Origin of the sequence: Streptomyces ferrugineus (genome assembly GCF_015160855.1) — a bacterium.
GTDB classification, from domain to species: domain Bacteria; phylum Actinomycetota; class Actinomycetes; order Streptomycetales; family Streptomycetaceae; genus Streptomyces; species Streptomyces ferrugineus.
In genome coordinates, this window is sequence record NZ_CP063373.1 from 3,352,899 (window position 1) to 3,364,967 (window position 12,069).

The following is a 12,069-nucleotide window of genomic DNA, read 5'->3' on the forward strand; positions in this document are numbered from 1 at the left end:
ATGGCACGGGCGACCGCGCCCCGTAAGGGGCGCGGGACGGTGACACCTGCGGCTCCGCCGCGCGGGCGCGGCCGGCCACCAGCGGCCCGCGGCGAACATACGGCCGTTTCCAGCCGGGACCGATGCTGCTCACCCCCGGAGGGCATGGCAGTCTTGGGGCATGGCCGTGCAGATCAACCCCAGCATCCTGTCCGCCGACTTCGCCCGCCTCGCGGACGAGGCGAAGGCGGTCGAAGGAGCCGACTGGCTCCACGTCGACGTCATGGACAACCATTTCGTCCCGAACCTCACACTCGGTGTGCCGGTCGTAGAGTCCCTGGCCCGCGCGACGGACACCCCGCTGGACTGCCATCTGATGATCGAGGCCCCCGATCGGTGGGCGCCCCAGTACGTGGAAGCGGGGGCCTCCTCCGTCACCTTCCATGTCGAGGCCGCCGCGGCCCCGGTGCGGCTGGCCCGGGAGATCAGGGCCAAGGGCGCCCGGGCCGCCATGGCGCTCAAGCCCGCCACGCCCATCGAGCCGTACGAGGATCTGCTCCCCGAACTCGACATGCTGCTGATCATGACGGTCGAGCCGGGCTTCGGTGGTCAGGCGTTTCTCGACATCATGCTTCCGAAGATTCGCCGCACCCGCGAGTTGATCAGCAAGCACGGCCTCGACCTGTGGCTCCAGGTCGACGGCGGTGTCGCGGACTCGACGATCGAGCGGTGCGCGGAGGCGGGCGCGGACGTCTTCGTCGCCGGTTCGGCCGTGTACGGGGCGCAGGACCCGGCCGCAGCGGTCCGCGCGTTGCGCGCTCAGGCGGAGGACGTGACAAAGTCCGCCGCCTGGGCATGCGACCACTGAGCCAAGGGAACGTGAACGGCGCCCATCAGGGCGGATCAAGAGCGCCGGATCTGCAAGGATGAACGGCGAATCCAGAGTGTGAACAGCAGTGAGGAGATCGCCGTGTCGGGTATGTCGGCGGGCCGGTCAGCCATGCGGATGGGACCCGCTGAGCTGGTGCAGGCGGCGGCCATGGCCCGCCGCTTCTACCTCGAGGGCAAGTCCAAGATCCAGATCGCCGAGGAGTTCGGCGTCAGCCGCTTCAAGGTGGCCCGGGTCCTGGAGACCGCTCTCGAACGGGATCTGGTGCGCATCGAGATCCGGGTGCCGGCCGAGCTGGACGCCGAGCGCTCGGACGCGCTGCGCGCCCGCTACGGCCTCAGGCACGCCGTGGTCGTCGAGGCCCCGGCCGAGATCGAGGAGTCTCCCGACCCGGAGAACCTCGGAGAAGTGGCCGCCGACCTGCTCGGCGAGCTGGTGAACGAAGGGGATGTGCTGGGCCTGGCCTGGGGCCGCTCCACCATCCACATGGCCGCGGCCCTGGACCGGCTGCCGCCGTGCACGGTGGTGCAGCTGACGGGCGTGTACGACGCCGGGACCGCCGAGCGCGGCTCCGTCGAGGCGGTACGCCGGGCGGCGCAGGTCTCGGGCGGCGACGCGCACCCCATCTACGCGCCGATGCTGCTGCCGGACGCGGCCACCGCTCAGGCGCTGCGCCACCAGACCGGGATCGCCCGCGCCTTCGAGTACTTCGACAAGGTCACGGTCGCCTGTGTCTCCATCGGCTCCTGGGAGCCGGGCATCTCGACGGTGCACGACATGCTCAGCGACGAGGAGCGGGCCCACTACGCCTCGCTCGGCGTCGCCGCCGAGATGTCCGCGCACCTCTTCGACGCCGAGGGGCGCCGGGTCGGGCGGGACCTGGGGGAGCGGTGCATCACGGTCAAGGCCGACCAGCTCCGCCGTATCCCGGAGGTCGTCGCGATCGCGGGCGGACAGCGCAAGGCGGCGGCGATCGACGCCGTGCTGCGCTCCGGGCTCGTCACCAGCCTGGTGACGGACACCTCGGCGGCGGACTATCTGATGACGGCCGGGCCGACGCCCAAGAACGCGCTCAACCGGGCCGATCCGGACGGAAGCTGACAGTACGTCAGTTGCAGGGGGCGGTCGAGCGGGCCGTCCCCTCGTGCGTTTCGACGATTCCCCTACGACCTGGGCGGTACCGACATGACGGAGCACGTGGTCACGCTGGACCTCGACGGGGTCATGGACAAGGCGGGCCTGATGGACCGGTGCGCCCGTGACCTGGAGCTGCCCGACTGGTTCGGCCGCAACTGGGACGCGCTCGCCGACTCCCTCTCCGATCGCACCGTCTGGCCCGCGGGCGCCGTCGAGCGGGGGCTGGTGGTCGTCGTACGCAACTGGCAACCGTATGCGAAGGCGCGGCCCGAGGAGTGGGTGACCGCGCAGGACGTGTTCGCCGACGCGGTCGCCCGCGCCTCCTCACTGACCGTGGCGCTCGCCCTCGGCTGACGCCGTGCGGTGGCCTGACGGCTCATCAACTCCCGTCACCGGATAGGTTCGTGTCCGGCACAGGCAGCGGACGGGAGTCAGCGACGGATGGTGTACCAGATTCCGCCGGAACCGGCGCACTTCGTGGACCGGGACGGGCCGCAGGACCGGGTGCTCCGGCTCGTCGCGGAGCGGCAGGGGGCGGGGACGCGGTCCGCCGCACGGCCGTTGTGCGTGGCGGTGAGCGGATACGGCGGTACGGGCAAGACCGAGCTGTCCTTCCGGCTGGCCCGCCGGGTCGCGGAGCACTATCCCGACGGCGTCCTGTACGTCGACCTCGACGACCTGCGCCGGGGCGGCGCCGTGGAGGTCGCCGACGTCCTGGGCGACCTGCTGCGCTCCCTGGGCGCCGACTGGATCGCCCCCGTCTTCGGGGAGCGGTCACGGCAGTACTGGTCGCTGACGCACGGCAAGCGGCTGGTGGTCGTCATCGACAACGCCCGGAGCGGAACCCTGGAGGTCGAACCGCTGCTGCCCGCCTCGGGCGCGAGCCTGGTGATCGTGACCAGCCATGGTCCGTTGTACGACCTCCAGGCCGGGGCCGCCGTGGAGCTCCCGTTGGCTCCCCTGACCGAGGCGGACGCGCTGGACCTGCTGGAGAAGGTGGCCTGCGACGCGCGGCTGGCCGCCGAGCCGGACGTGACGCGTGAGCTGCTCGAGCTGTGCGGCGGACTGCCCGCCGCGCTGCACGTCGCCGGCCGCTGGCTGCGCCGCCATCCGGGACGGCCGCTGCCCCGGCTGCTGAGCAGGCTCACGGCCGAGCTGAACGACCAGGGCATCCCGATGGTGGAGCGGGTCTGGGACGCGGCCTACCGGGCGCTGAGCGACGAGTCCGCACGGTTCTACCGGCTGCTCGCCGGCTTCCCCGGCCCCTCCCTCACCCTCGCGGCGGCCGACGCGCTGCTCGGCCGCGGGGCCGATGCCGCCGAGGACGCGCTCGACGAGTTGCGCGAGGCCGGGCTGCTGACCGGCGGAGAGCACGACGACGGCCGGGTCCGGCTCCCCGAGCCGCTGCGGGCGCACGCGCGGCGGCGGGCGGAGGCCGACGGCGACCCCCGGGAGCGGGCCTCGGCGCGGCGGCGGATCGTGCGGTGGTACCTGCGCCAGGCGCAGCGCGCCGACCTGGTGGCCGCCGGGCCGAGGCTCGCCGTGGCCGCGCGGGTTCCTCACGTGCCCGGCACGCATGACGTGCTGTTCGAGCGCGACGGCGACTCCGGTACGAGGGCCGGGCGCCGGGCGTACCAGTGGCTGGAGGCCGAGCGGCACGCGCTGTTCGAGTGCGTCCGCATCGCGTACGCGGCCGGGGTGGCCGAGGACTGGGGGACGACCGAGGCATGGGCGCTGTGCGAGCCCCTGTGGACCCACTTCCTGGACCACCCGCACTACGCCGACCACATCGACGCGTTCCGCACGGGCGTGGCGGCGGCACAGCGCGGCGGTGACGTCCGTGCCGTCGTCCGCCTGCGCTGCCAGCTGGCCCGCCCCCTGTGGGAGCAGGAGGACTTCGAGGCGGCGGAGGAACAACTGACGGCCGCGCTCGATGCCGTACGGGCCGGTCTCGGAGGCTCCGAGCAGGAGCGGAAACTCGCGGCGAGCGCGACCGAGTTCCACGGGATGCTGCGGGCCGCGCGGGGCGACTGGGCGGCTGCGGCGGCGGACTTCGAGGCATCGGGCGCTGTGCACACGGAGATCCGGAACGCCTACGGCGTGACGCTCCAGACCTACCGCCTGGGCGAGGCCCTGTCCCACCTCGGACAACTGCCGCGGGCGGCGGAACTGCTCACGCGTGCGCGTGCCGAGTTCGCGGCGGGCAACCGGGCGCGCCTCACGGCACGGGCGGAGTTCGCGCTGGCCGGCGTCCTGGCCCGCCTCGACCGGGCCGACGAGGCCCGTGAGCTGTACCGGGCCGCGTTGGAGGGGACGCGGGGCCGGGGCGGTTCCCGCGACGAGGCACGCGTACTGGACGCACTCGCCGACCTCGACGAGCGGGAGGGACGGGACGCGGAGGCGCGGGAGCACCGTGCGGCGGCGGTGGCCGCGCGGGAGCGGAGCGGGCTGGGGTGAGCTCACCGGGGCCGCGGGGCTATACCGGCAGCGCGGCCTCGTCCTCCGTCGCGGGAGCGAGGCGTACGGCGAAGGACCGCTCGCCCAGGGCGCAGGTCAGGGTGCTCGGCGGGCCGTCGGCCTCGGCGGTGACGAGGGCGGCGTGGACGGCGGAGAGGATCGCCGCCGGGTCGGCGTACACCGGGCCGTCCCGCTCCGGGCAGGGCGAGATGTGGGCGGAGAGCAGCGGGCCGGTGCGGGTGCGGAGCAGACACTGCGTGGCCGAGACGATCACCGCAGCGGTACGGCGGCCTCCGGGATGGGCGGTCAGGGTGCGGTCGGTCCAGGCGTCCGCGGTCAGGGTGGTCGCGCCGCCTTGCGCCGTGCCCGGGCGGTCGGCCCTGCGGTGGATGACGGCGGCGCTCTGGAGGTAGCGCCGGTTGGCCGTGCCGGCGTCGGCCGCGAGGTGGTGCGCCGGGGCGGGCGGGGTCAGGTGGGCCGGGTGGCGGGCCACGTGGATGCGGCCCTGCGCATCGTGGTGGACGCGTACCGCGAAGGCCGACGGAGGGGAGGGGGCCGCCGGCGGGGTGGGGAGCAGACGCGGGACGGCGGGGGCGGTCGGGGGTTCCAGGCCGAGGACGGCGTAGAGCTCCTCGCGGAGCCGGTGGAGGCCGTTGCCCTGCTCGGCGAACGCGGTGTCGGCCACGGCGCGCACGCTGCCCGGGCGGTGGGAGCGGAGCGCCTCCGCGAGGGCGGCCGGGGCGGCGGAGACGTCGGTGCCGAGGCGGGGGGAACGGTCCAGCAGGGCTGCCATCGGGCTGCCCGGGAGCAGCTCCTCGCCGCCGTCGTAGGCCGCGAGCAGCGGGCGGTCCAGGGCGGCCGCGTACAGGGCCGCCGAACCGTGGTCGGAGACCAGCACGTCCGCGGCGACGACGACCGAGGCCCACTCCTCGTACGCGGCGGGCAGGAGCAGGCCCGCCCGGCGCGCCGGCTCCAGGTACTGCTCCAGGTCGAAGGTGCCGAGCCGGACCCGCTCGTTCGGGTGCAGGACGAGGGCGAGCTGGTACTCGTCGTACGGCAGCACGGCGGCCAGGTCGGCGGGCAGCGACGGGCGGCGCCTGAGCAGTGACTCCGGGCCCCAGGTCGACACGAGCACGACCAGGCGGCGGGCGCCGGTGCGCAGGGCGGTGCGGAAGTGGTCGCGGCGGTCCGGGGAGGCGGAGTCCAGGAAGCGGTCCAGCAGGGGGTCGCCGACGACCGTGGCGCGGGCGGCCGCCTCCAGGCTGACGGCGGCCAGCCGGGAGACCTGGCTGGGGTGGGCGAACGCGTACAGGTCGGCGAGGAGAGCGCCGTCGGGCCGCAGCAGATGAGCGGGGTCGAGGCCGGACGCGGAGTCCGCGGTGCCCTCGTCGGGGAGCGCCTTGTTGAAGCCGGCGCCGTGCGGGAGGAGGACGCGGGGGCCGCGCAGGGCGTGGAGGTCGCCCTTCGGGCCGGCGGCGAGGACCAGGTCGAAACGGCGGGCCAGGGCCTGGGACCAGGGGAGGGTGCGGGCGCCGGCCCGCTCTATCGCGGTGAGGGCGTCGAGGGAGAAGTCCGAGCCGGGGACCAGGGTGAAGCAGTGCCGGATGCGCCGGTCACCGGCGAAGACGGGGAGCGTGTCGAGCAGCCGGTGCAGTGCGTTCTGCGACCGCGCGGCGAACAGCACGCACCGCTCGACGGCGGCAGCGTCAGCTCCGCGATCGCCCGTCGCCCGTCGCCCGTCGCCCGTCGCCCGTCGCCCGTCGCCCAAGTGTTCGTCCATTCTATTCGTCGTGTACCTGCCGTGTATCGCGTTTGCGCAGATCGGCGGCGCTTTCGCGGGTGCGGTCAGGTGCAGCGTGGCGATGGTATCCGGGGCTCCGTCGGCCCTTCCCGCCCCCCGTCTGATGCGGACATGCAGAATGCGTCCCATGAGTGAGTGGCTGGTCGCGGTTCTCGCCGCGCTGATCGGGGCCGGCGCCGCGCTCGCCGGCAGTGTGATCTCCGCGAGGTCGACGCGCGGGGCGGGGGAGCGGCAGGCCGAGGCGGCGTTGCACACGCTGCGGCTGACGATCGAGGAGCAGCGCGCCACGCGCGTCCACGACCAGCGCCGTCAGGCCTACGTGCGCTTCCTCGAGGCCGCCGACGCGGGCGCCCGCGCGGGCAGGGCATGGGAGGGCCAGCCGACCGATCGGCTGGAGCTGGAGCGGGCCTACACCGTCGTACTCCTGGAGGGGCCGGCGGAGCCGGCGGCCGCTGCCGGTGCCCTGATGCGGTCCCTGCGCGCGGAGCGCGTCGTCCTCGACGAGTTCGACGCGCGCAGGGACGAGTTCCTCGAAGCGGCGCGGGACGCCCTCGCACGGGAACGCGGCTGACTCTCGGCTTGGAGGTTCCTCCCAGAGGGCCTCTGACCTGCTTGGACGATATGACCGTGCATCGCAATCCGGTCAGCATGGGACAATGAAGTACGTGCTCTTCCCCCTGGCTGACCTGTCCGGGGGCCACCTCTGATCGACTGGGATGTGCAGCACGTGCGTTTCCTCAATGACATCCAGCCCGCGTACGACCTGACGTACGACGACGTCTTCATGGTCCCGAGCCGCAGCGCGGTCGGCTCGCGGCAGGGCGTGGACCTCAGCTCCCCGGACGGCACGGGCACCACGATCCCGCTGGTCGTCGCCAACATGACCGCCATCGCGGGGCGGCGGATGGCCGAGACGATGGCCCGGCGCGGCGGCCTCGTGGTCATTCCGCAGGACATCCCGATCGACGTCGTCACGGACGTCATCTCCTGGGTGAAGAGCCGCCACCACGTCCTCGACACCCCGATCATCCTGGCCCCGCACCAGACCGTCGCCGACGCGCTGGCCCTGCTGCCCAAGCGTGCGCACAACGCCGGTGTGGTCGTCGACGAGGACCACAAGCCGATCGGCGTGGTCACCGACTCCGACCTGTCCGGCGTGGACCGCTTCACCCAGCTCGAAGTGGTCATGTCCCGGGACCTGCTGCTCCTCGACGCCGACCAGGACCCGCGCGAGGCCTTCAACACCCTCGACCACCACAACCGGCGCTACGCCCCGGCCGTCGACGCCGATGGCCGCCTCGCCGGCATCCTCACCCGCAAGGGCGCCCTGCGCGCCACGCTGTACACGCCGGCCGTCGACGCGAACGGCAAGCTGCGCATAGCGGCCGCCGTCGGCATCAACGGCGACGTCGCGGGCAAGGCCAAGCAACTGCTCGACGCCGGCGTCGACACCCTCGTCATCGACACGGCGCACGGCCACCAGGAGTCGATGATCGCCGCGATCAGGACGGTGCGGGCGCTCGACCCGCGGGTGCCGATCGTCGCCGGCAACATCGTCGCCGCCGAGGGTGTCCGCGACCTCGTCGAGGCCGGCGCGGACATCGTCAAGGTCGGTGTCGGCCCGGGCGCCATGTGCACGACCCGCATGATGACCGGCGTCGGCCGGCCGCAGTTCTCGGCGGTGCTGGAGTGCGCGGCCGAGGCCAGGAAGTACGGCAAGCACGTGTGGGCCGACGGCGGTGTCCGGCACCCGCGCGATGTCGCCATGGCGCTGGCCGCCGGTGCGTCCAACGTGATGGTCGGGTCCTGGTTCGCCGGCACCTACGAGTCGCCGGGCGACCTCCAGCAGGACGCCGGCGGTCGGCTGTACAAGGAGTCGTTCGGCATGGCGTCGGCGCGGGCGGTGGCCAACCGCACGTCGGAGGAGTCGGCGTACGACCGCGCCCGCAAGGCGCTGTTCGAGGAGGGCATCTCCACCTCCCGTATGTTCCTCGACCCGGCCCGCCCGGGTGTGGAGGACCTGATCGACTCGATCATCGCGGGCGTGCGGTCGTCCTGCACCTACGCGGGCGCCGGCTCCCTGGAGGAGTTCGCCGAGAAGGCCGTCGTCGGCATCCAGAGCGCGGCCGGTTACGCGGAGGGCAAGCCGCTGCACGCCAGCTGGAGCTGATGTCGACGCCCTTGCCCGCGGCCCCCGTTGTTCCCTTCGCCGGGAAGATCGGGGGCCGTTTCGCATGCCGGGGACAGCAGGTGTCCGATCCCGTGGCTGGAGGGCGGAGAGGCCCTGCGCAATGGTCGAAAGCCGTCCTGCAACGAACACCCACCAAGGCCCGAGGAACGCAATGATCTTGCGGCCACGCGCAAGGTTGCTGCATTACAACGGCAACGCCGCTCCTCATAGGCTGTCGCCTCGTACGTAGCGTGGCGGGGACCCCGCTCGGTGGGTTCCTGCTGTCACAGGAGTGCCGCCGGTCCCCGTCGCCCTGAGAGGCAGCGACGAAGGAGTCAGCGCGTGCTCGACCAAGGCGCACCCCCGCAGAACCGCAACCGGACAGGCCCACCGTCCCAGGGCCTGGGCGCGCGGCTGATGCGTCGCAAGCCCGTGGAACGCCTGGTCGCGGAGGGTGGCCAGGGCGAGGGAGGGTCCCTGCGGCGCTCCCTCGGCCTCTGGCAGCTCACCATGATCAGCATCGGTGCCACCCTCGGCACCGGCATCTTCGTCGTCCTCGGCGACGCCGTCCCGGAGGCCGGTCCCGCGGTCACCCTGGCCTTCGTGACAGCCGGTCTCACGGCGCTCTTCTCGGCCCTGTCCTACGCCGAGCTGGCGGGCAGCATCCCGGTCGCCGGCTCCTCGTACTCGTATGCGTACGCAACGATGGGCGAGCTGGTCGCCTGGGTCTGCGGCTGGTGCCTGGTGCTGGAGTACGGGGTGTCGGTGGCCGCCGTAGCCGTCGGCTGGGGCGAGTACCTCAACGAGCTGCTCGACGGGACCATCGGCGTCACCGTCCCGTCCGTGCTGTCCTCCGCGCCCGGCGAGGGCGGGATCATCAACCTGCCCGCGCTGATCGTCGTCCTGCTGGCGATGGTGTTCCTGCTCGGCGGCGTCCGCGAGTCCGCCCGCGCCAACACCATCATGGTCGCCGTCAAGATCGCCGCGCTGGTGCTGTTCTGCGCGGTCGGCTTCATGGGCTTCAAGTCCGGCAACTACGAGGACTTCATGCCGCTCGGCATGGCCGGTGTGAGCGCCGCGGGCGCCACGCTGTTCTTCTCCTACATCGGCTTCGACGCCGCCTCCACCGCCGGTGAGGAGGCCAAGGACCCCAAGCGGGACCTGCCGCGGGCCATCATGCTCTCGCTGATCATCGTGACGGCCCTGTACGTGCTCGTCGCGGGTGTCGCCGTCGGCGCCTGGAACTGGACCAAGTTCGAGGGCTCCGAGGCCTCCCTCGCCGCGATCATGAACGATGTCAGCGGCCAGACCTTCTGGGGCACCCTGCTCGCCCTCGGCGCGGTCATCTCCATCGCGAGCGTCGTGCTGACGGTGCTCTACGGCCAGACCCGCATCCTCTTCGCGATGTCCCGCGACGGCCTGGTGCCGAAGGCGCTCGGCAAGGTCGACCGGAAGACCGGCACCCCGCGCCTGAACACCGTCCTGGTGTCCCTGTTCTGCGGTGTCCTCGCCGCCCTCATCCCGCTGGGCAAGCTCGTCGACGCCACCAGCATCGGCACGCTGTTCGCCTTCGCGCTGGTCAACATCGCGGTGATCGTGCTGCGCGTGAAGCGTCCGGAGCTCGAGCGCACGTTCAGGGTGCCGTTCGGGCCGGTGCTGCCGGTGCTGGGCTTCCTGTTCTGCGCGTACAACATGTTCAGCCTGGACACCGTCACCTGGGTCGTCTTCGGGTTCTGGATGGCCGCCGGTCTCGTGTTCTACTTCGTGTACGGCTATCGCCGTTCCCGTCTCGCCGTGCCAGAAGTGAAGTGAACCACCCGCAGTGCTGAACGATCTCGACGAACGCATCGTGCACGCCCTCGCCGAGGACGCCCGCCGCTCCTACGCGGACATCGGGCAACTGGTCGGCCTGTCCGCGCCCGCCGTGAAGCGGCGCGTGGACCGGCTGCGTGCGACCGGGGCCATCACCGGGTTCACCGTACGGGTGGATCCGTCGGCCCTCGGCTGGGAGACGGAGGGGTTCGTCGAGATCTACTGCCGGCACAACACCTCGCCGGAGACCATCCGGCGGGGGCTGGAGCGGTACCAGGAGGTCGTGGCCGCGTCTACCGTCACCGGGGAGGCGGATGCGGTCGTGCAGGTTTTCGCCTCTGACATGCGGCATTTCGAGCGGGTGCTCGAGCGGATCGCCGGGGAGCCGTTCGTGGAGCGGACCAAGTCGGTGCTGGTGCTTTCGCCTTTGTTGCGGCGGTTTTCTTCTGGGTCGCCTACGTAGTGCTTTGTCTGCAGGTCGGTGGGGGCTGGTCGCGCAGTTCCCCACGCCCCTGTGGGGCGCGTTTGCGGACCCTTCTCAGCATGTGCCGTACGACCAGTGCATGGCCTCCCGTGCCTATGACCAGCCGCCGGTAGAGGGTGCCCGCCCGGCCGGGGAACCTTGCCCGGGTCTGGGCCGTCAAGCGCGTGTGTCCCGAGGTCGCCTCGTCCAGATGGAAGATCAGCGCGTACGTCGAGAAGGGGTGGTGGCCGACCAGGGCCAGTTCGTGGCCCGGGGTCGACACCGCCACCCGGAATCCGCGTGCGCCGTGCATCAGGGCGTCCAGCTCGCGCCAGACGGCGGCGGCGTTCGCCTCGACGGTCGTCGTGTGTTCGTCGATGAACGGCAGGGTGGGGATCTCGGTGGCGTCCATACCCGCAATCCTGGGCGCCGGCCCTCGCGGCGGCCTCCTCCGTCAGGCGGAGCCGGGTAGCCGTTCGGCGGAGGCCGGTCAGTCGGCCGTCTTGCGGGCCAGCGCGTTGTTGCCGATCGAGTTGTGCACGCTGAAGCTCACCGCGTCCGAGCGGTAGCGGTCGTCCGACCACTCCACGGGCCGGCCCTCGCGCGTCGTCGTCACCCGCCGCACCCTCAGCAACGGGCTCGTGCGGCGGATGCCCAGCAGCTCGGCGTCCCGCGCCCCCGCCGCCACGGCGTCGATGACATGCTCGCCGTAGGCGAAGACCAACCCCGTGTCCTCGTAGAGCCGTTGAGTCACGGAGGCGCAGTCGGGCTCGATCGGCTCGACGGCCGGGGAGATCCAGTCGGCGTACACGGTCCGCTCCAGCAGCACCGGCTCGCCGTCCAGTCCGCGCACCCGCAGGACGTGCAACACCGGGGTTCCGGCGCTCAGTTGGAGGCGGACCGCGTCCTCCTTCGTCGCCGGGCGGTACTCCTGCGTCACCACGTGCCCCGTCGCCTCCCGGCCCATCGCCCGCGCCCACTGGGCGAAGCTGCGCAGCTCCGCGAAGCTCTGGCTGCGGCGGCTGGCCAGCACCACGCGGCGGGCGCCCTGGCGGGAGCCGATGAGGCCCTCGGCGGTCAGGGCGGCGACGGCCTGCCGGACCGTGCCGCGCGAGACGCCGTAGTGGGCCGCGAGGTCGGTCTCGGCGGGCAGCAGGCTGCCGACCGTGTACTCCTCGCGGTCGATCGCCCGGCGCAGTTCGTCGGCGATCTCCTCGTGTCGCGCCGTCATGCTTCCCCTCTGAGTCGGTTGCTGTGCACAGCGTGACCAGCCTAATCGAGATCGTCCGGTGCTCCGTGTCAGCCGGGAGTGTGCCAGGAGTGTGCACGAATTCAGGGCGGAGGCTTTCGCCAGTGTTAAC

11 protein-coding genes are annotated in these 12,069 nt (G+C 72.4%); 8 read left to right on the top strand and 3 right to left on the bottom strand.

What is annotated here, in order from left to right; translation table 11 throughout:
- The first annotated feature begins 160 nt into the window (after positions 1 to 160).
- From rpe to IM697_RS15360, 4 genes are all read left to right on the top strand, one after another.
- Positions 161 to 847, top strand: coding sequence for a ribulose-phosphate 3-epimerase (gene rpe / locus IM697_RS15345; RefSeq protein ID WP_194048240.1), 687 nt, complete (start codon positions 161 to 163; stop codon positions 845 to 847).
- Between the two features lie 78 nt (positions 848 to 925).
- Positions 926 to 1,969, top strand: a complete 1,044-nt coding sequence (locus IM697_RS15350; protein WP_194048241.1) for a sugar-binding transcriptional regulator — start codon at positions 926 to 928, stop codon at positions 1,967 to 1,969.
- An 84-nt stretch (positions 1,970 to 2,053) separates the two neighbouring features.
- Positions 2,054 to 2,359 (top strand): barstar family protein, encoded by a 306-nt coding sequence (locus IM697_RS15355; RefSeq protein WP_194048242.1) that lies wholly within the window; start codon positions 2,054 to 2,056, stop codon positions 2,357 to 2,359.
- An 87-nt stretch (positions 2,360 to 2,446) separates the two neighbouring features.
- Complete coding sequence (locus IM697_RS15360) at positions 2,447 to 4,462, top strand: tetratricopeptide repeat protein (protein WP_194048243.1); 2,016 nt, start codon at positions 2,447 to 2,449, stop codon at positions 4,460 to 4,462.
- A gap of 19 nt (positions 4,463 to 4,481) precedes the next feature.
- Here the strand turns inward: IM697_RS15360 and IM697_RS15365 are convergent, their stop codons facing one another.
- Positions 4,482 to 6,242 carry a translation initiation factor 2 gene (locus IM697_RS15365; protein WP_228044680.1) on the bottom strand — a complete coding sequence of 587 codons (1,761 nt, stop codon included), beginning with the start codon at positions 6,240 to 6,242 and terminating at the stop codon, positions 4,482 to 4,484.
- Between the two features lie 148 nt (positions 6,243 to 6,390).
- On the opposite strand from IM697_RS15365, the gene IM697_RS15370 reads away from it, so the two are divergent.
- The 4 genes from IM697_RS15370 (at position 6,391) to IM697_RS15385 (ending at position 10,708) form a co-directional block, all read left to right on the top strand.
- On the top strand, positions 6,391 to 6,834 hold the full coding sequence (locus IM697_RS15370; RefSeq protein ID WP_228044682.1) for a hypothetical protein: 444 nt from the start codon (positions 6,391 to 6,393) through the stop codon (positions 6,832 to 6,834).
- Between the two features lie 156 nt (positions 6,835 to 6,990).
- Entirely contained in the window at positions 6,991 to 8,433 is a 1,443-nt protein-coding gene (locus IM697_RS15375) for a GuaB1 family IMP dehydrogenase-related protein (protein ID WP_194048244.1), read from the top strand.
- Between the two features lie 342 nt (positions 8,434 to 8,775).
- Complete coding sequence (locus IM697_RS15380) at positions 8,776 to 10,245, top strand: amino acid permease (RefSeq protein WP_194048245.1); 1,470 nt, start codon at positions 8,776 to 8,778, stop codon at positions 10,243 to 10,245.
- Positions 10,246 to 10,255: 10 nt separating this feature from the next.
- Positions 10,256 to 10,708: an Lrp/AsnC family transcriptional regulator gene (locus IM697_RS15385; protein ID WP_030947984.1), complete on the top strand. Its 453-nt coding sequence runs from the start codon at positions 10,256 to 10,258 to the stop codon at positions 10,706 to 10,708.
- On the opposite strand, the gene IM697_RS15390 is transcribed toward IM697_RS15385, so the two are convergent.
- Positions 10,701 to 11,120: a hypothetical protein gene (locus tag IM697_RS15390; protein WP_194048246.1), complete on the bottom strand. Its 420-nt coding sequence runs from the start codon at positions 11,118 to 11,120 to the stop codon at positions 10,701 to 10,703. The two genes, IM697_RS15385 and IM697_RS15390, sit on opposite strands and share 8 nt — an antisense overlap.
- A gap of 78 nt (positions 11,121 to 11,198) precedes the next feature.
- Complete coding sequence (locus tag IM697_RS15395; protein ID WP_194048247.1) at positions 11,199 to 11,939, bottom strand: GntR family transcriptional regulator; 741 nt, start codon at positions 11,937 to 11,939, stop codon at positions 11,199 to 11,201.
- Positions 11,940 to 12,069: the final 130 nt, after the last annotated feature.

Coding starts and splice junctions, on each gene's coding strand:
- IM697_RS15355 (WP_194048242.1), top strand. CDS start 2,054: ATGACGGAGCACGTGGTCACGCTGGACCTCGACGGGGTCATGGACAAG.
- IM697_RS15360 (WP_194048243.1), top strand. CDS start 2,447: ATGGTGTACCAGATTCCGCCGGAACCGGCGCACTTCGTGGACCGGGAC.
- rpe (WP_194048240.1), top strand. CDS start 161: ATGGCCGTGCAGATCAACCCCAGCATCCTGTCCGCCGACTTCGCCCGC.
- IM697_RS15370 (WP_228044682.1), top strand. CDS start 6,391: ATGAGTGAGTGGCTGGTCGCGGTTCTCGCCGCGCTGATCGGGGCCGGC.
- IM697_RS15395 (WP_194048247.1), bottom strand. CDS start 11,939: ATGACGGCGCGACACGAGGAGATCGCCGACGAACTGCGCCGGGCGATC.
- IM697_RS15390 (WP_194048246.1), bottom strand. CDS start 11,120: ATGGACGCCACCGAGATCCCCACCCTGCCGTTCATCGACGAACACACG.
- IM697_RS15365 (WP_228044680.1), bottom strand. CDS start 6,242: ATGGACGAACACTTGGGCGACGGGCGACGGGCGACGGGCGACGGGCGA.